We start from the raw sequence: 22,247 nt of genomic DNA, 5'->3' as shown, positions 1-22,247 counted from the left end.
TGCCTACTCGAAAAATTCACGATTTCCCGCTCGTCGATCGGGGGTCGGGAGACGTAGAGACGTTACATTTAGCGATTCTACGGGAGTTTGGAGAAAGAATCAAGAATACGATACCGAAAAATTCCATAAAAAATCGAAATCATTGGATAAATCTTGATTTTTTTGATTTTTTATAGAACTGAAAATGAATTCTACCAAAAATCAACTATCTAAAAAAAGACAATAAAATTCACCCGCGCGGGGGAAGACGCGCGGGGGATCGTGAAACATCCACGAGAAGTCCACGGCTTAGAAGAAAGAAAATGAATTTAACTCGCGCGGGGGGTGACTCGCGGGGGAAAGTGAAATAGGTGATTTTCCCGATCTTGGCTGGTCTCGATCAGGTAATCGAGGAAGGTTCGGGCGATCACCGAGAGTTTTTTGCTCGATGGATAGGTGGCGTACCACTGTCGTCGGATCGGGAAGTGTCGCACGTCGAGGATAGTGAATTCCCCGTCGCTTCTCTCCAGATTGAGAACGTGTCGCGAGAGAACGGATATTCCCAATCCCCCGGCGATCGCCTGTTTGATCGCCTCGTTATTGCCGATCTCCAGGCGAACCGGAACCGAGATCCCGTGTTGGTGAAAGAATTGTTGGATCGTCTCGCGCGTTCCCGATCCCGGCTCGCGCATGATAAACGGTTCGTTCTCGATCGCCTCGATCGGGATGTTTTTCTGTCCCGCTAACAGATGATCCCGCCGGGCGATGACCACGAGCGGATTTTCGAGAAACGGCTCGACTTCTAGGGGAATATCCGTCGGCACGTCGCTCAAAATATAGAGATCGTCCTCGTTATCGAGCATTCGCTCTTCTATCTCTTGATGGTTGGTGATCTCTAGGGCGATCTCCACGTCCGGATAGGACTCGCAGAAACGACCGAGAATCTTCGGGATAAAATACTGGGCCGTGGTGACGGTAGCCAGTCGCAGTTTACCGCGCTTCATGCCCTGTAATTCGGCCACGGCCATCTCGAACACGTCCAATCGCTCGAAAACCTGTTGACAGACCGTTAATAACTCTCTCCCGGCTTCCGTGAGATAGATCCGTTTCCCGATCTGCTCGAATAGCGGCAGACCGACGGCTTTCGTCAACTGTTTGATCTGGGTGGAGACGGTGGGTTGGGTAATGTCCAGTTCCGCGGCCGCGTGGGTAAAACTGCCGTGACGCGCGGTGGCCTCGAAGACGACTAATTGATGTAACGTTGCTGACAACACGATCGAATCCTCGCTTTTCTCGCTCTAGTTATCGTTTTCCAGCGTTCGTCGCTTGACTTGGCAACGGATGTAACGAGTTGTTTCTATAATAGATTATAATCTATGATTTTAAAAATACCATAGATTTTTATTATAGATACTACCGAAAACTCTGATGGATTCTAGGGCGGGAAACGCGGCGATCGAGAGATTTCTCTAGGCAGATTATCGCTTTCTGTCTATGGAGGGGAGCGATCGGTTCGGGCCGTGCCTAAAGCGATCGCGCCGGAAAGAGCGATCGAATTCCCGTCTCCGCGGAAGCCGATCGGGAGCGATCGTCTTTCCGGTGAAAAGAATTCCCTCAATTTTAATTCTCTAGTCACTGTAGGGGTTTTACGGCTTACAAGCCGTAAAACCAAACGATTAGCGTCGGGGTGAGAATGGTTAGGATTAAATTTAAGGGCGCGCCGACTCGCGTGAAATCGAGGAATTTATAACCTCCCGGCGCGTAGACCATTGTATTCGTCTGATAACCGATCGGGGTTAAATAACTATTCGACGCGGCGAACGTTACCGCGTACATGAAAGCGAGGGGATTTAACCCTAATGTTTTCGCCACTTCTACGGCCACGGGAATCATTAAAACCGCGGCCGCGTTATTCGAGAGAATTTCCGTCAGAACGGAAGTGATCAGGTAGAAAAAGACCAGAATCCAGAATCCCGATAGATGACCGCCGATCGCCACCAGATTATCCGCTAACCATTCCGTGGTTCCCGAATTATCCATCGCCGTCCCCAAGGGGATCAATCCCGCGAGGAGAAAGATAATATCCCACCGGATCGACCCGTACACTTCCCCCGGTTTCAGACAGCCGGTGATCACCATCAAAACCACCCCGACTAAAGCGGTCACGAGAATGGGCAAAACATTGAAAGCGGCGACGATAATGACCGCTAGAGTGATCCCTAGGGCGATCCATCCTTTATTTTGTCGTAGGGTCTCGATATTTTTCTCCTCTAACACCAACAGTTCCCGCGTGGTCTGAAGACCGACGAAACTTTGTCGGGGGCCTTGGACGAGCAGGAGATCGCCGAATTTTAACGGGATTTTACCCAAACGTCCCTGGAGTAGTTCCGAACCGCGACGGATGGCGAGGACGGTAACGTTATAGCGTTGGCGGAATTTTAAATCTTTGAGGGTCGTGCCGATGAGACGGGAATTAGAGAGGATCAGCACCTCGGCGACTTTTTCCTCCCCGGTGGTCAGGGTTTCCTCGATCGATTCGCCCTGGAATTTCACGTCGGCGAGAATTTCTAAACCCCGTTCGTCTTTAATTTTTAACAATTCCTCGCGACTACTGCGAACGATGAGAATATCACCCGCGTTGAGAATTTTATCGGCGAGAGGTTGGGGGAGATGGACTTTATCGCGGATCAGTTCGAGAACGTCGAAATCGAATTTTCGCTGGAGTCCGCTTTGAGAGAGAGTCTGACCGATCAGGTTCGATCGAACGCCGATGACCACCTCGCTCAAGTACACCCGCGATCCGTAGCCGTCATCGAGGAAATCGCCATTCGGAGAAACTCGATCGGGTAATAACCGCGGCGCGGCGATCGCCAGATACGCCAACCCCACGAAAAACGTCACCAAACCTAACGCGGTGAACTGAAACAGACTAAACTCGCCGTAGCCCAATTTTTTCGAGATACCGCTGGCGAGAATGTTCGTCGAAGTTCCCACCACCGTGATCATCCCGGCGAGTACCGTGGAGTAGGATAAGGGAATCAACAATCTAGAGGGAGATATTTTCTGTTTTTTACACCAATCCTCGACGATCGGCAGAAATATGGCCACCACCGCCGTGTTATTGATAAAAGCGCTGATCGGCCCGATCAAGGCTCCCAAGACAAACACCTGACGGCTCGGTTTCCTTCCCCCCCACCGGATCAGCAGATCCCGCATCGCCTGGATCACGCCGGTTTTCGTGATGCCCGCGCTGAGAACGAACATGGCCATCACCGTCACCGTGGCCGAGTTACTGAACCCGGCGATTCCCTCCTCTGGAGTGACTAAACCGAATAAAATCAGGACGATCGCCACCGAGAGCGCGGTCAGATCCACCGGTAGCCACTCGGCCACGAAAGCGACGAGCGCGACAACCAAGACAACGAGCATTAAGGCGATCTTCGGCATTCTGGGAACCTCTCGCGATAATTGGGGGGCCGAAACGAGATTCTTTCGGGGTAAAGCGAATTCAGGATTTAGAAGGTAAAATCTAACATCTCGATCAATTTACAGGAATTTAGGATCGATCGCTCGATCGATCGATCAAAACGGAAAAAGTCAGGAGACCGTAACCCGTTCGAGATCAATTCCCCCGTACCGAGTTTTGACTCCTGACTCCCGACTCCCGAAAAATTATTTTTTCGTTAGGAACCAGCGAATGAATAATTTTTCTAACTCGATCCAGAGGAACATTAAAGCGCTAAACCCGACACAGACGAGCAATTCCTGTCCGCTCAGGATATGAGTCCCGAAGAAGTTTCGCAGGTGCGGCACGTAGATCAGCATTAGCTGGAGAATGGTGGTGAGAATGACCGCCCCGAGAATATAGGGGTTGGAAAAAGGATTCATTTGAACGGTTAACTGTGTGTGGGAGCGCACCGCGAGCGCGTGACCCATCTGGGCGAGACAGAGGGTGGTGAAAACCATCGTTTTCCAGCGTTCCCGTACCAGATCCCCCCCTTGAACCGCCTCGGTATGGAAATAAGCCCACTCCATGAGGATAATCGTCAAAATCGCGAAGACCACGCCGATACGGATCATGTACCATCCCAGACCGCGGGCGAAAATGCTCTCTCTCGGACTGAAGGGGGGACGTTTCATCACGTTCGGTTCCGCGGGTTCCATCGCCAGCGCCAACGCGGGTAAACCGTCGGTGACGAGGTTCATCCAGAGGATCTGGAGGGGAGAGAGGGGAACCCCTCCCAAACCGAGTAACGGCGCGGCGGCGATCGTCAGTACCTCGCCGATGTTACTGCCGAGAATGTATTTGATAAAGCGGCGGATATTACTGTACACCACCCGTCCCTCCTCGGTGGCGGCGACGATCGTGGCGAAGTTGTCATCGAGGAGGATCATGTCGCTGGCTTCTTTGCTCACGTCGGTTCCCGTGATGCCCATCGCGATCCCGATATCCGCCTGTTTCAGCGCGGGCGCGTCGTTCACCCCGTCCCCGGTCATGGCAACGAATTTCCCTCTTTTCTGGAGTGCTTGGACGATTCTCAGCTTATGTTCGGGGGAAACGCGGGCGTACACGCTCACGTCATCGACCTCGTTCTCTAGGTCTTCCTGGCTCATTTTTTCCAGTTCCCGACCCGTGACCGCCCGATCGCCCGCGTCGGCGATCCCCAATTCGGCGGCGATCGCTCGCGCCGTTAACTGGTGATCCCCGGTGATCATGATCGGTCGGATACCGGCTTCCCGACAGCGCGCCACGGCTCCTTTGACCTCTTTTCGGGGCGCGTCCAGCATTCCCACCAATCCCAACCAGGTTAGCCCCTGTTCCTCGCTATCCTCGGTTTCCGCGGGCGGTATTTCCATCAGTGGTTTATAGGCGAAACCGAGTACCCGTAAACCGTTTCCCGCCATTTCGTCATTTTTGGCCAAGATCCGGCCTCTCTGTTCGCCGGTCAGCGGTTGATTGTCCGCCCCGATCCGAACCCGCGAGCAACGTTCGAGGATCAATTCCGGCGATCCCTTGGTAAACATCAGATAGGGAGCGTCGCCCAGTTCTAAAGCCTCGTTATTCTCGCAGATGACCGACATCCTCTTCCGTTCCGAGGAAAAGGGAAATTCGCCCATCCGGGGACTTTTCGGGTCTAGCGCTTCCCGGTAGAGTCCCCCTTTGCCCGCGAGCGTCAGTAACGCGCCCTCGGTGGGATCGCCTAAAATGACCCATTCTCCCGATTTTTCCTGTAAGAGCGCGTCGTTACAGAGAACGCAGGCGGTCAGTACCCCCTGGAGTTCGGGATCGCTTTCCGGCGCGCCGTCGAACTCGCCGATCGGGGCGTAGCCCTCTCCCGTGACGGCGATCGAGCGATCGGCCGTGTTCACTTTCTGCACGACCATTTTATTCTGGGTCAGCGTTCCCGTTTTATCGGAACAGATCGTCGTCACGCTCCCCAGGGTTTCTACCGCCGGGAGTTTGCGGATTAAAGCCTGGCGGCGTACCATGCGCTGGGTTCCGATCGCCAGCGTCACCGTCACCACCGCGGGTAAACCTTCCGGAACCACCGCCACCGCCATACTCAGGGAAACTTCTAACAATTCCTCGAAATACTGCCAGCCCGATCGGATCACGCCGCCGAGTACCACCAGCGCCACCAGACCGAGGGAACTCATCACCAACACGTTCCCCAGTTGGGACATCCGTTGTTGCAGGGGGGTGGGTTCCGTTTCCACCGACTGTAACATCGCGGCGATCTTGCCGATCTCGGTGTCCATACCGGTTTTGGTGATCGCGACCTTGCCCCGTCCCTGAACCACTTCCGTTCCCTGATAGACGAGGTTAACGCGATCGCCCAACGAGGCATCTTCCGGTAAGGTGGCCCCGGCCTGTTTAATCACCGCCTCCGCTTCTCCCGTCAGCGCGGCCTCTCGGATCTGGAGGTTTTGCGCTTCCAGTAAACGACCGTCGGCGGCGATCTGTACCCCGGCTTCTAATAGGGCAATATCCCCCGGAACCAGTTCTTTCGCGTCCACCTCGAACGTTGTCCCGTTGCGAATGACTCTAACTTTCGGCGAGGAGAGCTTTTTCAGGGCGGCGAGGGCTTGTTCGGCCCGACTTTCCTGTAAATAGCCTAAAATCCCGTTGAGAATGACGATCGTGAAGATAGCGATCGCGTCTTTGGGAAAATCACCTTTCTTGAGATCCAGAACGGCGGAAACGATCGCCACGGCGATCAGCATCACCAGCATGATGTTGGTGAACTGTTCCCATAAAATCACGAGCGGGCTACGTCCCCCCATCTCTTTGAGTTCGTTCGGCCCGAAAACTTCCTGCCTCCGGCGGATCTCCGCCTCCGATAATCCTCTATCCTCGTCGGTTCCCAGGGATTCGAGGGTTTGTGTTACCGTCAGATGATGCCAGGGAAGATCGTTCTTTATATCGGGAACTGGGTTAGAAGTCGTGGGGAAGGTCATAGCTGTCGAGTCAGGTTATAATTAGGAAAGTCTACAGACGGACGGGAGGTTTGGATAATTACCTTCACGATACGAGGATCGCGCCCCTTTCGTCCAGAACCCGCGGGGCGAGAAAGCCATCGGCGATCGGGAACGTTTCCTATTGTCCGATAAATCTGAAAACAATATAACGAATCGGCGAGATCGATCGCGAGAGTGGTAGAGGAGGGAAGCGGAAAAATTTTGGTTAGGAACAAGAGACCTCGCTCGTTACCCGATCGCTCCCGCGAAGTGGCTCGGTTTCCCCGTTATCGCGCCGCGAGGTCGGGTGAAAACAATTCCGAGAGCGGGAAACCGACTCACGGCTTACTTTTGCCGATCGCCTTCCGTCTAGCGCGTGGCACCAGATCGCGAAGAAGCCGATCGGGTACAGGTCTCCCGTTTCAGAGGGAAAAATGGGGGGCGGGAGTCCGAATCTTCCCTCCTGTCTCCCGCTTCTTGCCTCCCGCCTTGTCCGATCGCTAAAAGCTCTCCCGTGAAAATTTCCCCACTTCCGCGAAACCTAAAAAAAATGTAACGAATTGCAAAGTATAATAACGGGAAGTGATAGAGACCAGACTTTAGTAAGTGGATAGGAAACGATGCGAGTCGCGATCGCTGGTGCTGGACTAGCCGGATTATCCTGCGCGAAATACCTCGTCGATGCGGGACACACCCCGATCGTCCTGGAACGTCGGGACGTGCTGGGCGGTAAAATCGCCGCCTGGAAAGACGAGGACGGAGATTGGTACGAGACCGGGTTACATATTTTCTTCGGCGCGTACCCGAATATGCTTCAACTGTTCAAGGAACTCGGCATTGAAGATCGCCTTCAGTGGAAGGAACACTCCATGATCTTCAATCAGCCGGACGCTCCCGGAACCTATTCCCGGTTCGATTTTCCCGATATTCCCGCTCCCGTGAACGGTGTGGTGGCGATTCTCCGCAATAACGATATGTTGACGTGGGAGGAGAAAATCAAGTTCGGGATCGGACTGATTCCCGCCATGCTCCGGGGACAGAGTTACGTCGAGGAGATGGATAAATATTCCTGGTCGGAGTGGCTGAAAAAGCAGAATATCCCTCCGCGGGTAGAGAAGGAAGTATTTATCGCTATGTCCAAAGCGTTAAATTTTATCGATCCCGATGAAATTTCCGCTACAATCCTCCTGACCGCGTTAAATCGCTTCCTACAGGAGAAAAACGGCTCGAAAATGGCTTTTCTCGACGGTTCACCCACGGAACGCCTCTGCCAGCCCCTCGTGGATTACATCACGGAAAGAGGCGGCGAGGTTCGTCTAAACGCGCCGTTAAAAGAGATTTTGCTGAACGAGGACGGAACGGTGAAGGGTTTCCTCCTGCGGGGACTCGATGGCGCGGAGGATTACCTGTTTAACGCGGATCTCTACGTGTCCGCCATGCCGGTCGATCCCCTGAAGGTGATGTTACCCGCTCCCTGGCGCGAGAATCCGTTTTTCCAGAAATTAGACGGATTGGAAGGCGTTCCGGTGATTAACCTGCATCTGTGGTTCGATCGCAAACTCACGGACATCGATCATCTGTTGTTCTCCCGCTCTCCCCTGCTCAGTGTCTACGCCGACATGAGCAACACCTGTAAGGAGTACGCCGATCCCGATCGATCGATGCTGGAACTCGTCCTCGCGCCGGCGAAAGATTGGATCACCAAATCCGACGAGGAAATTATCGCCGCCACGATGGCCGAGATAGAAAAACTCTTCCCCGACCACTTTACCGGGGAAAATCCCGCCAAATTGCTCAAATATCATGTGGTGAAAACCCCCCGATCGGTGTATAAAGCGACACCGGGCCGACAGGCTTACCGTCCCTCGCAAAAAACGCCGATCGAGAATTTCTATCTCGCGGGGTGCTATACCATGCAAAGATATTTAGGCAGTATGGAAGGAGCGGTCTTATCGGGCAAATTGGCCGCGCGGGCGATCGCCGAAGATCATCCCGTCACCGTCGAATCCTCCCCGACGACGGTATCCGAACCCGTCTCCCTCGGCCGTTAATCTTTCGGCTTTAGGTTAATGACGAAAATGGCCTTGAATGAGACAATGCTATATCATTAACCGCGATTCTCCCCCGCACTCAGTAAATCATTCCGCTCCCGCAGAATGCTCCAATTGCCTAAACCGACCACCCACCCCAAACCCCTCGTCTCCCTCGCGGAGTCTTACGAACTCTGTCGCCAGATTACAGAGAAGTATTCCAAGACGTTTTACCTCGGCACCCTCCTGATGCCGCGGGCGAAGCGTCAAGCGATCTGGGCGATCTACCTCTGGTGTCGCCGTACCGATGAACTGGTAGACGGCCCCCAGGCCCGATCGACCACTCCCGAAACCCTCGACAACTGGGAAAGACAGCTAGAATCGGTCTTCGCGGGAAACCCGATCGAGCCGGCCGATGTCGCGCTCGTCGATACCCTCGAAAAATTCCCGATGGATATCCAGCCTTTCCGGGACATGATCGCCGGCCAGCGGATGGATCTCTATCGCAGTCGCTACGAGACGTTTGAAGACCTGAAACTCTACTGTTATCGGGTCGCGGGAACGGTGGGGCTAATGTCGAGCGCGGTGTTAGGCTACGATCGGGGCGATCGATCGGCCCCCTGGTGTAAAAATCAGAGCGTTTATATTCCCCGCGAGGAGGCGATCGATCTCGGTATCGCCAACCAATTAACCAATATTCTGCGGGATGTGGGGGAAGATACCCATCGAGGCCGGATTTACCTACCGATCGAGGATTTAGAACGGTTTAACTACACGACCGACGATCTCTTTAAAGGGGTTAACGACGATCGCTGGAAAGCTTTAATGAAATTCCAGATCGATCGGGCCCGGGAATACTACGAATCCGCCGAACGCGGTATCCGCGCCCTCAATCCCGATTCTCGCTGGCCGGTCTGGTCCGCGCTACTCCTCTATCAAGGCATTCTCGACGTGATCGAGGCCAACGATTACGACGTTTTCGGTCGCCGCGCCTACGTCCCCCTCCCGCGGAAGTTACTCTATCTCCCGGTGGCGTGGTTGCGATCGCAAGCTTTGTAGGAGTCAGGAGTCAGGAGTCAGGAGGCAGGAGGCAGGAGGCAGGAGGCAGGAGTCAGGAGTCAGAATTATAATTGGTTCTCTCCCGATCTCCCTCACCTCCCCATCTCCCCACGCCCCCTCTACCTACGCGAGATCGAACAGGAGAATTTCCGCGTCGTCCAGGGATTCGATCGCCACTTTCCCCTCCTCGCTAATCGCGGCGCCGTCCCCCGCGCGTAACGTCTCTCCATTGACCGTTATCGCGCCTCTAGCGACCTGTATCCAGGCGTGACGACCGGTAGCGAGTTCCTGAACCAGAGACGTTCTAGAGGGCAAAATTCCCGCGTATAGGTTCACGTCCTGATGGATTTTTACCGCGTTGCCTTCCCCGGTCGGTGAGACGATTAACTGGAGAGTACCGGGATTTTTTTCCAGACCGATCGATTTCTGTTCGTAACTCGGTTCGATGCCGGTTCGATCGGGGACGATCCAGATCTGGAGGAGATGGATGGGATTTTGGGGAGAATGGTTAAACTCGCTGTGAAAAATGCCCGTTCCCGCGCTCATGCGTTGAATTTCCCCGTGTCGGATAATCGAACCCGTCCCGAGACTATCTTTATGTTCTAGCTCTCCGTCGAGGACATAGGTTACAATCTCCATGTCCCGGTGTCCGTGGGTATCGAATCCCGCGCCACCCGCGATGCGATCCTCGTTGATCACCCGGAGGCTTCTAAAGTTCATGTGTTGGCGATCGAAGTAACCCGCGAAGGAGAAGGTATGATAACTATCTAACCAGCCGTGATTCGCGTGGCCTCGATCGTTCGATTTCCGAAGGGTAATCATCTTTTTTTCCTCGTTCTCGATTCCTATATTTATAGTCTATAAAATCTTTTTAAAATTGATAAGTACGCACTTCAAAGTAAGATAGTTACTTATCGGTAAGTGAGGAACCATGTTACCGGAATTTGAAACTCCCGATCCCTCTACCTGTCCCGCGGAATTCGCCTTGAAAGCGATCGGCGGCCGCTGGAAACTGTTGATCCTGCGGTTATTATTCGAGGGGGTGAAACGGTTCGGGGAATTGCAAAAAGAATTACCCGGCATCAGTCAGAAAGTTTTAACCCAGCAGTTACGGGAACTGGAGATCGACGGCATCATCCATCGGGAAGTGTACCCGCAGATCCCGCCGAAAGTCGAGTATTCCCTCACCCAGATCGGGGAATCCTTACAACCGATTATCTGGCAGTTACACCGGTGGGGACAAGAGCGCGAAACTCCCCGCGAGACGGTATGATGAAAGACTGTCCGAGGTTAGGCGAAGCGATCGGTAAACACCCGTAAAACTCTCGATCGACGCGCGGGGATTTTCTTTTCCCATCCCTCTCCTGACTCCTGTATTCGGACTCCTGAATTCTTTCCGAACTAAAGATTTATGCCGAAAATTCACTTTTTAATTCCCGCGGCCGGGATGGGGAAACGGATGGGGAGCGATCGTAATAAACTTTTACTCACCCTCCACGGTAAACCCTTACTCGCGTGGACATTGCTGGCCGCGGAGGCATCGGGATCGATCGATTGGATCGGGATCATGGGACAGCCGGAGGACTTCGAGGCGATCGAGGAAATTATCGCCTCGGTAAACCCCGCTAAACCCGTCCGATTGATTCAAGGGGGCAAAACACGCCAAGAATCGGTTTACAACGGCTTACAAGCCCTTCCCGACAACGCGGAGAGGGTATTAATTCACGATGGGGCGCGCTGTCTCGCCACTCCCGCGCTGTTCGATCGCTGTGCCGACGCTTTAGCGAACTGTACCGGATTGATCGCCGCCATTCCCGTCAAGGACACGATTAAAATTGTCGATGACGGGGGTTGGATTCGCGATACGCCCGATCGAGCTTATCTATGGGCGGCGCAAACCCCCCAGGGTTTCCACGTCCCTACCCTCAAAGAATGCCACGAGAAAGGCCGTCTCTCCGGCTGGGAAGTGACCGACGATGCCGCGCTGTTCGAGAAATGCGGTTTTCCGGTGAAAATCGTCGAGGGAGAGGAAACGAACCTAAAAATTACCACTCCCGTCGATCTAGCGATCGCCGAATACATTATCGCGCGACGTTCCGAGGAGGGGATTGTCAAAATCGGGGATTAACGGTATTAAATGAGGTGTCGATTCTCCCGGAACCCCGATGGATTTTCCCCCGATTTCGGTTATCGTCCCGATCTATAACGGCGAGACGGATCTGCCCGATTTACTCGAATGTTTAGAAAAACAGACCTACCCGCGCGATCGGGTGGAATATTTGCTCGTCAATAATAACAGTAGCGATCGAACCGCGGAACTTTTAGAAAAGGCGGCGATCGATCTCGCGGCGCGAGGTTTTCCCCTCATTCCCCTCGCGGAAAATCAGATTCAGAGTTCCTACGCCGCACGGAATACGGGTATTAGAAAAGCCCGTCACGATCTGTTAATTTTTACCGACGCGGATTGTCGTCCCGATCCCGGTTGGCTGGAAGAAATGGTTAAACCTTTTGAAGATCCGGATGTCGGTCTGGTCGCGGGAGAAATTATCGCGCTCACCGGCGATTCTCTGGTGGAAAAATATACCGCCCGTCGGGAAATTCTCTCGCAGAAGTTTTTATTACAACATCCTTTCTGTCCCTACGGACAAACGGCGAATCTCGGCATTAGAAAAAGCGCGCTGGAAAAAGTCGGGTTATTCCGTCCCTATTTAACGACCGGCGGCGACGCGGATATCTGTTGGCGTATTCAAAAACAGACGGGGTGGAAATTGGCGAGCGCGCCGAAAGCGATCGTATCGCACCGACATCGATCGACCATTCAAGATTTTCAAAAACAATTCCGGCGATACGGTCGATCGAATCGCTACCTTCACGAACTTCACGGTTGTGATTTACAGAGAAATTTTACCACTTCGGAAATGTTTTATCGGCTCGGTCGCTGGATTTTTAAAGAAGTGCCGAAAAATAGTTTAAAAATTCTCCTCGGAAAAGCGGACACCGTAGATCTTTTCGGAACCCCACTCGATTTAATCGGTTTTCACGCTCGAAGTCAGGGACAGGCAACCGCGCAACTATCGGATAACGCGCGCGAGATCGAGTGGTTGTAAGCGGTTTCGCGTCGATCGGGAGACGGAAAGTGAATCGGTAGTGTAAACGCGTGACAGTTTATAGAAATCACGAGGGGGTTATGCGTAATAAACGGCTATCCAAGTCTCGAAAAACCGCCAAAACTTCTAGAGCGAAAACCCGTCTTTACGACTATCACTATAACGCGCCCGGTACGATGCCGGGGCTGATCGAGATCGATCAGAACGCTCACCCGACGGAAATTTTCTTAATTAACTACAACTCTCAACAGGCCGCGAGAGTCAATAACATTTTACCGCCAGATTGTCAGCAATATTTATCGCCCGATTCGGTTACTTGGATCGATATCGTCGGGTTGGGGAACGAGGATAAATTACAATCTCTCGCCGAAATCTTCCATCTACACCCGCTCTCGATCGAGGATATTATCAATATTCCCCAACGACCGAAAATCGAAGAATACGATGACTATCTTCTCCTGATTATTCAAATGGCCGTGTTAACCGACAATGACGGCTTTCTCTTGGAGCAAGTCAGTGTGGTTATCGGAAAAAATTACGTGATCACGGTGCAGGAAGAGGGTCAATACGATTCTCTAGAAGCGGTTCGAGAGCGGATTCGATTAAACAAAGGCTCGATCCGCAAACAGAAAGCTGGATATCTCGCTTACGCGATCTGGGACGCGATTATCGACGGTTATTTCCCCGTGCTAGAAGCCTACGGGGAAAAAATCGAGCATTTAGAAAATGAAATTATCCTCCATCCCACCGAACAAACCCTCGCCAGAATTTACGAGGTACGTCAAGAGTTACTATCGCTCCGACGCGCCATCTGGCCGCAGAGAGACACGATTAACGCGCTCCTACGGGATGAATATATTCTCATCGATAAAAGTATTAAACCCTACCTCCGCGATTGTTACGATCATGTCGTGCAGATTATCGACGTGATCGAGAACTATCGGGAGTTCGCGAACGGGTTGATGGATTTCTATCTCTCGTCGGTGAGTAATAAAATGAACGAGATCATGAAAACTCTCACCGTGATCTCGACGATTTTTATCCCGCTCACCTTTATCGCGGGGATTTACGGGATGAACTTTAAAACGGAAAAGTCCCCGTTTAATATGCCGGAATTAAACTGGTATTGGGGATATTTTTACTGTTTGGGGTTAATGTTAGTCATCGCCCTAGGACTGATCTATTTCTTCTGGCGCCGGGGATGGTTTAACAATACGAGTCGTTAGGCCCGATCGACCCTGGAGAAAGCGTTACTATAAATGAGAGAGAAATATTAAGAGATGTTACGAATATGGTACGGGCGATCGTTATCGGCGCGGGGATCGGTGGATTGACGGCCGGGGCGTTGTTGGCGCGCCGGGGGTATGATGTTACGGTGTTCGATCGGGCGATCGTTCCCGGTGGATGCGCGTCCACTTTCACCAGACGAGGCTTTATCTTCGATGTCGGCGCGACACAGGTAGCGGGATTAGAGGAAGGAGGCATTCACAAACGGATTTTCGACGAGTTGGAAATCGAACTTCCCCCCGCGACTCCCTGCGATCCCGCTTGCGCTGTATTCCTGCCGGGAGAAACCACCCCCGTTAACGTCTGGCGAGATCCCGACAAGTGGCGCGCCGAGAGACAGAGACAATTTCCCGGTAGTGAACCTTTTTGGCGGTTAATCGGCAAACTCTTTGAATCGGGTTGGCGTTTTCAAAGTCGCGATCCGGTTTTACCCCCGCGGAATCTTCGCGATCTCGGACATTTACTCGCCGCGTTCCGTCCGGATACCCTGCTGACGGTTCCCTTTACCCTGATGACGGTGGGGGACGCGTTACGGTTATACGGCTTAGACGGCGATAAACGATTGAAAACTTTCCTCGATATGCAGTTAAAGCTGTATTCTCAGGTTGGCGCCGATGAAACCGCGCTTCTCTACGCCGCGACCGCGTTATCCGTCTCTCAAGCGCCGCGGGGATTGTCCCATCTACAGGGTAGTATGCAGGGGTTGAGCGATCGACTGGTGGAGGCTTTAGAAAAATACGGCGGTTCCCTACAGACGCGCCACACCGTCGAAAAAATCCTCACCGAAAACGGGAAAGCGATCGGGGTAATCGTGAAAAATCAAAAAACGGGTGAAATCCGGACGGAAACCGCCGATCACATCGTCGCTAACGTCCCGATCCAGAATCTTCCCGGATTACTCGATAAAATGCCGCCTCTCTATCGCTACCGTATCGATAAACTGCCCCCCGCGTCCGGCGCTTTCGTGGTGTACCTGGGAGTCGATCGAGCCGCGATTCCCCCGGATTGTCCCCCCCATCTCCAATTTCTCTACGATTACGACGGCGTTATCGGCGAAAATAACTCCCTCTTCGTCTCCGTGAGTAAAGAGGGAGACGGCCGCGCTCCAGCCGGAAAAGCGACGATTATCGCCTCGTCTTTCACCGAACCGGCTCTCTGGTGGCGAGGAAACGGGGAAAGTTACCGACAGTTAAAGGAACGTTATACCGAGGAAGCGATCGCCCACCTGGGAAATTATTTTCATCTATCGCGGGGTAGAATTCTCCATAGTGAATCGGCAACCCCGCGCACTTTCGAGCGTTTCACCGGACGCGACCGGGGCATTGTCGGGGGAGTGGGACAGAGGGTTTCCACTTTCGGCCCTTTCGGGGTGGCGACGCGTACCCCGATTCCCCGTCTCTGGTTGGTGGGAGACTCTACCCATCCCGGAGAGGGAACCGCGGGGGTTAGTTATTCGGCGCGGACGGTGGTACAACAGATCGAGGAGGGATGAGCGATCGTGACGGATTATTCGGGGCTGGACAATTTACTCCCGCTCGCCCTGCCACAGTTATTCCTGCGTCTGGTTATGGCGTTATTCGTCGGCGCGGGGGTGGGTTTGGAACGGGAGATCCACCAGAAAGCGGCGGGGTTAAAAACGCACATGATCGTCAGTTTAGGGGCGGCTTTGTTCGTTTTGGTTCCCGTTCAGCTAGGATTGTTAGAAAATCAGCCCGACGCGCTCAGTCGCATCCTCCAGGGGGTTATTACCGGTATCGGTTTCGTCGGTGGGGGGGCGATCCTGCACGACTTACAACGGCCGCGAGGGGCGAAAATCCGGGGACTGACAACGGCCGCGACGATCTGGCTGTCCTGCGGGTTGGGAATCGCTATCGCCTGCGGACTGTGGGATCTGGCGATTCTCACCGCGTTTCTCGCGATTTTCACGCTGGGGGTGGTGAAATTTTTCGAGGAACGGTTTTTTCGCTGAGAGAAATGCGGAGGCAGGAGGCAGGAGACGTGAGGAAGAATCTTATAGAAAAGAATTGCAACAAATACCTAGTTTATCTTGTTAAAATCCAGTTTTGGAAGTTTTTAGACCTCCAAAAACGAATTGTGCGGGAGACGAGCATGAACTAGCGTTCACAACCGAGGATGAAAATAAATTTTCATGACAGGTCTCTGGACGTTTTAACCCGATCGACGTGTCCCGGTAAGATTTGATTAACGTCAGTTCGGTATAAGTCAGAATCGAGATCCTCTCATTCAAGTCATCCCGAAATCTTGTCAACTCGCAGTGATGTCGCGCGTGGCCTTGTGCAGGGGGTCCGGGGGAGGCACCCCTCCCCCGGTGGGGGGTTCGGGGGGCTAGTCCCCCGAATAAGACTCGGCTTCTCACCGAAAAATCGTCAACTTCCGATCCCCAACTGACGTTGATTAGCTCGCGACAGTAGAAGCATGAATATTTTAGGATTCGATCCGGGACGGGATAAGTGCGGGGTGGCGGTTCGATCGAAAGACGGGAAACTGTATCTTCACGAGGTCGTTCCTTCGGGGGAAGCGATCGAGCGTCTAGCCGATCTCTGCTTGAAATACTCGATCGAATTGCTGGTGATGGGCGATCAAACCACGGCGAAAACGTGGAAAGATAAATTAGAGGCGAGTTTATCCGTTCCTATCGAGATGGTAGACGAACGCAACAGTACCGTAGAGGCCGAGGAACGCTACCGCGATATGTATCCTCCCAAGGGACTCCAGAAATTGATCCCGAGGGGAATGCGCCTTCCCGACCGACCGATCGATGATATCGTTGCCATTCTACTGATCGAACGGTATTTACAACGGGAAGGTCGATCGACCTCGCCCGATTAATGGCACACTGACAGATAGGAAACAGCGAGGGGATTACCATGCTCTTAAGCAAGGGCTTTGAAGTCGAGATGTACACGGGAACCCGCGAGGGCGAGATTATCGGGCTATCCGATCGCATCGTTCAGGATCTCGATGGCTTCGTCCGCGAACCGGATAGCCGGAATGTCGAGTACACCACCGCGCCCATGTGTAATTACGATCGCCTCCTGTGCGCGACGCTGAAACCCCGTCGGAACCTGCGTCAGTACCTGCGACGCTCGGGAGATTACACCCTCATCCCCGGAAGTACCCTATCTCTCGGGGATAGTAGCCATTTCTATCGGAGCGACCCCGGCAATCCCTATCACGACTATATCGAGAAAACCTACGGCACGAATGTCGTGACCGCTAGTATTCACATGAATGTCGGGATCGGCGATCGGGATGAATTAATACGAGCCTGTCGCTTAATCCGTCTAGAAGCGCCGTTATTCCTCGCTTTAAGCGCGTCTTCCCCTTTTCTCGACGGGAAGATAACGGGATCGCACTCGCGACGCTGGCAGGTATTCCCGCAAACCCCCGCGCGCGTCCCGCTCTTCGAGAGCCATAAACATTTCGTCCGCTGGACGGAGGAACAGTTAAAACTGGGGACGATGCAGAATGTCCGTCATCTCTGGGTGTCGGTGCGTCCCAACGGTTCCAACCGTCCCTACAATCTGAATCGGCTAGAATTGCGAGTTTGTGACCTGATCGGCAACCCGATCGCTTTATTAGCGGTGATGGCTCTTTTAGAAGCGCGTTTAACGCAACTGTTAGCCGATCCGAGTCTCGATCCCCTCACGCTGAGTCAGTTACCGAGTAGCACCCGACACGAGGATTTACTCGCCATTACCGCGGAAAACGAACAGGCCGCCGCTCGTTTTAGCCTCGACGCGACGTTACGGCACTGGATGGACGGACGGGAAATTCTGGCGAGGGATTGGGTTAAAGATCTCTACGCGGAAGTACACCCGATTGCCAAGGAAAAAGGTTTCGCCTGTTTCCTCTCCCCGGTACAGAAAATTCTCCGCGAGGGCAATACCGCGCAACAGTGGTTAAAGCAGTACGAGAGCGGGATGGACGTGAAAAGTATTATTCAAGGAGCGATCGGAACCCTCGAACAACAGGAGCTAGAGTTAGAGGATAAATTGTGTCAGCATATCCTCGTGGCTTAGATTTTTTTCGTCGGGAGGATGATCGATCGATTTTCTTCCCGTATTGTTTTTAATTCGGATTTCATAATTCATCGAATCCCATCGCTCGGGTTTTACCATTAGCCGAATCCGATAGAGCTTTGGCGGCCAACTCCTCTAATTTCGCACTTTGGGGACGGGATAAAGTCTCTTGCCATTGCAGTTCGTTTTCGATATCGTCCATTAGTTGTTGTGCGAGTAATTCCTGTATTTCTGCTGGCAGATCTCGCGCTTTTTCAAAAGCGGTGGTTAATAAATCCGTCATAACTTTTTTCAATTTTTAGGTACTACTGTCTATTATACAACTCCTTTCACTACGGCACCGGATGGATAGCTGATTGACTGACAGGCCTTTTCGCGATTGTTAGGTTTCACTTCATTCAATCCGTGTTGGGTTTCGTTGCCCCGACCCGACCTACCAATTTTCTTCTTTTAGGGCTTCTCGCCGTTAGGATTATCATGACACAAAACCCGATCGTGTCCGGGGAAACTTTCGAGGAAATCGAGATCGAATAATCGCCTTTTCGATCGCTCGCTTTTCTAAATTCCGTTCAATATAAAATCAAGGCGGATTTAATCGGTCGTTTTACCGGCGCGCCATCTTTGTCGATCTGTCCGTACTCGCTAATTCCTTGATAGTAGAAAGACGAGGAACTTCCGCCGTCTAAATTTAACGCCTCGATCGCTCCCATTCCCTTGACAAAATTCGCTAATTCTGGTAGGGTAAAACCACCGTTGATCGATTTTTTCTCCACCATTACCCAGAGTAAATCGCCGTCTTTGGTAATACCGATCGCCGATCGAGCGTTCCGTTGATTTACCCCGATCGAGTCCCGGATTAATTTCCCCTTTTCATAGACGGTAAACGCTTCCTCCCGCGCGGTTAATTTCGGCAGAAGTACCGGACCCGCGCCGACGGAATTCAGGATCTCGCAACCGGACGGGATCGGGCTATTCCGCGAATCGATCGAGTATTGAAATTTATTACCACAACGGTACTGTCGCCATTCCCCGCGATTTAAAATCCGCGAGAGATAGGGCTGTAAATCGGGGTTTTTCATCAGGCGATCGTTCTTTCTCGGATCGGCTACCAATCGGCCGTTTCGGATAATAAACGAGGTGGTTTGTCCGTTTTTCGGGTCGAAATAACCCGCGTTCATCGCGGCGATCGCTTTATTCTTTTCCGCGATATTTTTGAGGGGTTCTAAATTTTCCGAAACCGCGATTCCCACGCGATAGCCACTATTCGCGGGGATGAGTAAGGTATGAATCCGCGTACCGGGTCGATCGAACGTTTTATATTCCAGGGAAGGATTGGCGCGGATCGATAGCGTTAACAAAACCAACCCCGTTAGCGAGGCGAAAAAGAGAAGGAACCAGCGAGAAAATCGATTCACGGTCAAAATCGAGGGTATCCATCGGGTTAGAGTATTCTTACTATATCAAAGTTCGCGCGGGAGACCCGTATCGACCCGACGCGAACCCCTCGATTACCATCGATCGAGCATCAATAGCGATCGGGTTTGAAAACCGAGTTTTTCGTAGAGAGAGAGAGCGTTTTGATTGGCGAGAAAAACCTGTAGGCCGATCTGTTTCTGCCCCCGACTTTTCGCGAGTTCCCGCGCTCGATCGATCAACGCGGTGGCGATTCCCTGTCGTCGGTGAGCGGGATCGACGTAGATTAAAAAAATATGCCCGTAACGTTCCCCGCTACTCTGATCGACCGCCGTTCCCATCCACAGACAGGCGATCGATCTCCCCTCTCTCTCGACGATCCAGAGACTCGTATCGGCGGAAAAATACTGTTTTACCGTGTCCGCGAGATGGGAGAGATCGGCTTGTTCGGGGAAGATTTCCCGATAGGTACGATCGAGAAAATCGCCCAGAAGATAGCGATCTCCGCCGGTTCCGAGACGGAGACGATAGCCGGACGGGAGATTACCCATAGAAAACGGGAAGTTCGATCGAGCCGATCGGTTCTTCGATCGGGGCGGGCGCGGCCAGATCCGAGGGCAGAAAGATACGGGCGCTAGTGGCGAAGAGGGCGACGAAAAACACGAGAATGGTGAGGAGAGGGATGATATATTGACGGAAAAATGCCATAGAAATTTCTAGATCTCGATCGTGGGTACATCTAGCATAAGATCGAAAGGTGTATTCTTATCCCTCTCGATCGGGAGAAGGACCGAATTCATGTTCGTCAAAAATTTGCTCGACTGTGAAGAATTTATCGCCGGCGATCGCACGCGACTGAGGGAATTACTCCATCCCGCCAAACAACCGCTAGATCTACGTTACAGCCTCGCGCACGCGATCGTCGAGGTCGGCGAAACCTCCACCCCTCACGCGCTGAAAACCTCGGAGGTGTACTATATCCTCCAGGGAACGGGGGAGATGCACATCGACGGGGAGACGCGAATTGTCACCGAGGGGGACGCTATTTATATTCCCCCGAACGCGCGGCAATATATCCACAATTGTGGCGATAAACCGTTGATTTTCCTGTGTATTGTCGATCCCGCGTGGCGGGTGGAAGACGAGATCGTTTTCGAGTGAAATCTATGAATATCGGGATCGTGGGGTTGGGATTAATCGGCGGATCGTTGGGTTTGGACGCTCGATCGCTCGGTTTTCGGGTTTTGGGGGTGTCGCGTCAGGAGAGTACCTGTCGGATCGCGCGCGAACGGGGAGCGGTGGACGAGGCCGGTACGGGGTTAGAAATCCTCGCGGACGCGGATCTGGTGTTTCTCTGTCCCCCGATCGATCTGATCGTTCCCACCCTCGAAAGGCTCGTCCCGTATTTGAAACCGAGCGCGATCGTGACGGATGTGGGTTCGGTAAAAAGCGCGATCGTCGCCCCCTGTTCCCGATTATGGCCGAATTTCGTCGGTAGTCACCCGATGGCGGGAACGGCGGAACAGGGCATCGCCTCAGCACAATTTAATCTATTTGTCAATGCACCGTATGTAATTACCTCGATCGAGTCTACCCCGGCATTCGCGGTGGAGATTCTGACGGAATTCGTTAAAAAATTGGGCTGTAGGGTCTATCATTGCACCCCGGAGGCGCACGATCGAGCGGTAGCCTGGATCTCCCATCTGCCGGTGATGGTGAGCGCGGGACTAATTAAAGCTTGCGCGGGGGAAAAGGAGGCGGATATTCTAGAATTGGCGAAAAATCTGGCGAGTTCTGGCTTTCGCGATACGAGTCGCGTCGGTGGGGGCAATCCCGAGTTAGGGTTAATGATGGCGCATCACAATCGGACGGCTTTACTCGCGTCTTTGCGGGAGTATCGGGAGAATTTAGACGGGATTATCTCCGCTATCGAGGGGGAAAATTGGACGGAATTAGAGGCGATCTTACAGTTTACCCGACAGGCTAGACCGGATTTTGTTAGGGCGATCGAGAGCTAAAGCTGTCCCGCGTTTTTCGTTCTCACCCGTTGATAGATTTCTTCCATGATCTCGATAAACGATCCGTCTTTATTCCAGAAAGCGGGATAATCCGTTCCTTTTTTGACGACGATCGCGGAAATTGTCGCTTCTTTCGCGGGTTCGAGATTTTGCGGGAAACGATGGGTAGCGTGCCAGAAATCTTTGGCATTCGGGGGATTTCCAGCCTCGATTTTTTCCGGTTCGCTATAGTAGGAAGTGACGGGAGCGAGGGGAATCTCTTCTTTTTCTAGGGAGGAAGAAAGGATCGATCCTAGCGGGGTTTTGGCTAATTTTTCCCGCAGTTTGTCGCGGGTTATCCCTCGTAGTTCAAAGAGTAATAGGGGATCTCGATCGAGTTCCGACGCGACGAGGTAATACACTCCCGCGATGTGTTTACAGGGATTTTCCCAATCGGGACAGGAACAATCCGTCTCGAAATCTTTCTGGCTACTCGGCAGTAAATGGAGGTTACATTCCGCGAAAGCCTCGTCGATATTATCGGGAACTTCATCGAGTAGCAGTTTAGAAACCATACTCGCGCGCGATCCGAGATAGGATAACGCTTTCGTCCAGTCTTTTTCCGAAATCGGTTCGATGTCGATACTGACGCGATAGGTAGGTTCTTTATAGACTCCGAAATAGGGATTGACGGAACCGCGAACTTTGGCGGTAATATGACCTTGATGGATCTTGTATTCTTTGACTCTCCCGTTTTTCGCGTAGGAACGTCCCCGACTCAATCGACTAGAATCGGTAAATCGTTCTAACGCTTCGATGAATCGCTGTCCCCACCATGTTTTACTGAATTTGACCATATTTTCACCTCAATAG

General features: G+C 52.6%; 21 protein-coding genes. 12 read left to right on the top strand and 9 right to left on the bottom strand.

What is annotated here, in order from left to right; genetic code table 11:
• Nucleotides 1–308 precede the first annotated feature (308 nt).
• The 3 genes from V0288_RS13310 to V0288_RS13300 all read right to left on the bottom strand — a co-directional run bounded on the left by V0288_RS13310 (nucleotide 309) and on the right by V0288_RS13300 (nucleotide 6,438).
• A complete protein-coding gene (locus tag V0288_RS13310; protein ID WP_422661969.1) occupies nucleotides 309–1,253 on the bottom strand; it encodes a LysR family transcriptional regulator in 945 nt (314 codons plus the stop codon).
• 379 nt (nucleotides 1,254–1,632) lie between these two features.
• Nucleotides 1,633–3,426 carry an SLC13 family permease gene (locus V0288_RS13305; RefSeq protein ID WP_332865595.1) on the bottom strand — a complete coding sequence of 598 codons (1,794 nt, stop codon included), beginning with the start codon at nucleotides 3,424–3,426 and terminating at the stop codon, nucleotides 1,633–1,635.
• Between the two features lie 225 nt (nucleotides 3,427–3,651).
• Nucleotides 3,652–6,438 carry a cation-translocating P-type ATPase gene (locus V0288_RS13300; protein ID WP_332865594.1) on the bottom strand — a complete coding sequence of 929 codons (2,787 nt, stop codon included), beginning with the start codon at nucleotides 6,436–6,438 and terminating at the stop codon, nucleotides 3,652–3,654.
• A gap of 620 nt (nucleotides 6,439–7,058) precedes the next feature.
• Between V0288_RS13300 and pds the strand changes: the two genes are divergently transcribed.
• Entirely contained in the window at nucleotides 7,059–8,489 is a 1,431-nt protein-coding gene (gene pds / locus V0288_RS13295) for a 15-cis-phytoene desaturase (protein WP_332865593.1), read from the top strand.
• A gap of 105 nt (nucleotides 8,490–8,594) precedes the next feature.
• The gene (crtB, locus tag V0288_RS13290; protein ID WP_332865592.1) at nucleotides 8,595–9,527 is read left to right on the top strand and encodes a 15-cis-phytoene synthase CrtB; all 933 of its coding nucleotides are present in this window, start codon (nucleotides 8,595–8,597) and stop codon (nucleotides 9,525–9,527) included.
• Between the two features lie 123 nt (nucleotides 9,528–9,650).
• Here the strand turns inward: crtB and V0288_RS13285 are convergent, their stop codons facing one another.
• Nucleotides 9,651–10,349, bottom strand: a complete 699-nt coding sequence (locus tag V0288_RS13285) for a pirin family protein (RefSeq protein ID WP_332865591.1) — start codon at nucleotides 10,347–10,349, stop codon at nucleotides 9,651–9,653.
• Nucleotides 10,350–10,458: 109 nt separating this feature from the next.
• On the opposite strand from V0288_RS13285, the gene V0288_RS13280 reads away from it, so the two are divergent.
• The 8 genes from V0288_RS13280 (at nucleotide 10,459) to gshA (ending at nucleotide 17,964) form a co-directional block, all read left to right on the top strand.
• Nucleotides 10,459–10,800 (top strand): winged helix-turn-helix transcriptional regulator, encoded by a 342-nt coding sequence (locus V0288_RS13280; RefSeq protein ID WP_332865590.1) that lies wholly within the window; start codon nucleotides 10,459–10,461, stop codon nucleotides 10,798–10,800.
• A gap of 147 nt (nucleotides 10,801–10,947) precedes the next feature.
• On the top strand, nucleotides 10,948–11,655 hold the full coding sequence (gene ispD, locus V0288_RS13275) for a 2-C-methyl-D-erythritol 4-phosphate cytidylyltransferase (RefSeq protein ID WP_332865602.1): 708 nt from the start codon (nucleotides 10,948–10,950) through the stop codon (nucleotides 11,653–11,655).
• A gap of 37 nt (nucleotides 11,656–11,692) precedes the next feature.
• Complete coding sequence (locus tag V0288_RS13270; RefSeq protein WP_332865589.1) at nucleotides 11,693–12,634, top strand: glycosyltransferase family 2 protein; 942 nt, start codon at nucleotides 11,693–11,695, stop codon at nucleotides 12,632–12,634.
• Nucleotides 12,635–12,714: 80 nt separating this feature from the next.
• On the top strand, nucleotides 12,715–13,860 hold the full coding sequence (corA, locus tag V0288_RS13265; protein ID WP_332865588.1) for a magnesium/cobalt transporter CorA: 1,146 nt from the start codon (nucleotides 12,715–12,717) through the stop codon (nucleotides 13,858–13,860).
• Nucleotides 13,861–13,925: 65 nt separating this feature from the next.
• Entirely contained in the window at nucleotides 13,926–15,413 is a 1,488-nt protein-coding gene (gene crtD / locus V0288_RS13260; RefSeq protein ID WP_332865587.1) for a C-3',4' desaturase CrtD, read from the top strand.
• Between the two features lie 6 nt (nucleotides 15,414–15,419).
• A complete protein-coding gene (locus V0288_RS13255) occupies nucleotides 15,420–15,890 on the top strand; it encodes an MgtC/SapB family protein (protein WP_332865586.1) in 471 nt (156 codons plus the stop codon).
• A 467-nt stretch (nucleotides 15,891–16,357) separates the two neighbouring features.
• Entirely contained in the window at nucleotides 16,358–16,771 is a 414-nt protein-coding gene (locus tag V0288_RS13250) for a pre-16S rRNA-processing nuclease YqgF (RefSeq protein ID WP_332865585.1), read from the top strand.
• Between the two features lie 38 nt (nucleotides 16,772–16,809).
• Nucleotides 16,810–17,964, top strand: a complete 1,155-nt coding sequence (gene gshA / locus V0288_RS13245) for a glutamate--cysteine ligase (protein WP_332865584.1) — start codon at nucleotides 16,810–16,812, stop codon at nucleotides 17,962–17,964.
• Between the two features lie 61 nt (nucleotides 17,965–18,025).
• Here the strand turns inward: gshA and V0288_RS13240 are convergent, their stop codons facing one another.
• From V0288_RS13240 to V0288_RS13225, 4 genes are all read right to left on the bottom strand, one after another.
• On the bottom strand, nucleotides 18,026–18,247 hold the full coding sequence (locus V0288_RS13240) for a hypothetical protein (protein ID WP_332865583.1): 222 nt from the start codon (nucleotides 18,245–18,247) through the stop codon (nucleotides 18,026–18,028).
• Nucleotides 18,248–18,533: 286 nt separating this feature from the next.
• Nucleotides 18,534–19,379, bottom strand: a complete 846-nt coding sequence (locus tag V0288_RS13235) for a phosphodiester glycosidase family protein (RefSeq protein WP_332865582.1) — start codon at nucleotides 19,377–19,379, stop codon at nucleotides 18,534–18,536.
• 93 nt (nucleotides 19,380–19,472) lie between these two features.
• Nucleotides 19,473–19,928 carry a GNAT family N-acetyltransferase gene (locus V0288_RS13230; RefSeq protein WP_332865581.1) on the bottom strand — a complete coding sequence of 152 codons (456 nt, stop codon included), beginning with the start codon at nucleotides 19,926–19,928 and terminating at the stop codon, nucleotides 19,473–19,475.
• Complete coding sequence (locus V0288_RS13225) at nucleotides 19,921–20,085, bottom strand: hypothetical protein (protein ID WP_332865580.1); 165 nt, start codon at nucleotides 20,083–20,085, stop codon at nucleotides 19,921–19,923. Before V0288_RS13225 ends, V0288_RS13230 begins: the two co-directional genes overlap by 8 nt.
• 90 nt (nucleotides 20,086–20,175) lie before the next feature.
• Between V0288_RS13225 and V0288_RS13220 the strand changes: the two genes are divergently transcribed.
• Together V0288_RS13220 and V0288_RS13215 are read left to right on the top strand one after the other, a co-directional pair.
• Nucleotides 20,176–20,538 (top strand): cupin domain-containing protein, encoded by a 363-nt coding sequence (locus V0288_RS13220; protein ID WP_332865579.1) that lies wholly within the window; start codon nucleotides 20,176–20,178, stop codon nucleotides 20,536–20,538.
• A 5-nt stretch (nucleotides 20,539–20,543) separates the two neighbouring features.
• Nucleotides 20,544–21,395: a prephenate/arogenate dehydrogenase gene (locus V0288_RS13215; RefSeq protein WP_332865578.1), complete on the top strand. Its 852-nt coding sequence runs from the start codon at nucleotides 20,544–20,546 to the stop codon at nucleotides 21,393–21,395.
• Here V0288_RS13215 and V0288_RS13210 read toward each other — a convergent pair.
• The gene (locus V0288_RS13210; protein WP_332865577.1) at nucleotides 21,392–22,231 is read right to left on the bottom strand and encodes an SWIM zinc finger family protein; all 840 of its coding nucleotides are present in this window, start codon (nucleotides 22,229–22,231) and stop codon (nucleotides 21,392–21,394) included. The genes V0288_RS13215 and V0288_RS13210 overlap by 4 nt on opposite strands.
• Nucleotides 22,232–22,247 lie beyond the last annotated feature (16 nt).

It is taken from the genome of Pannus brasiliensis CCIBt3594 (assembly GCF_036688125.1).
Lineage (GTDB): Bacteria > Cyanobacteriota > Cyanobacteriia > Cyanobacteriales > Microcystaceae > Pannus > Pannus brasiliensis.
This window is presented reverse-complemented; position numbering and strand designations above follow the sequence as displayed.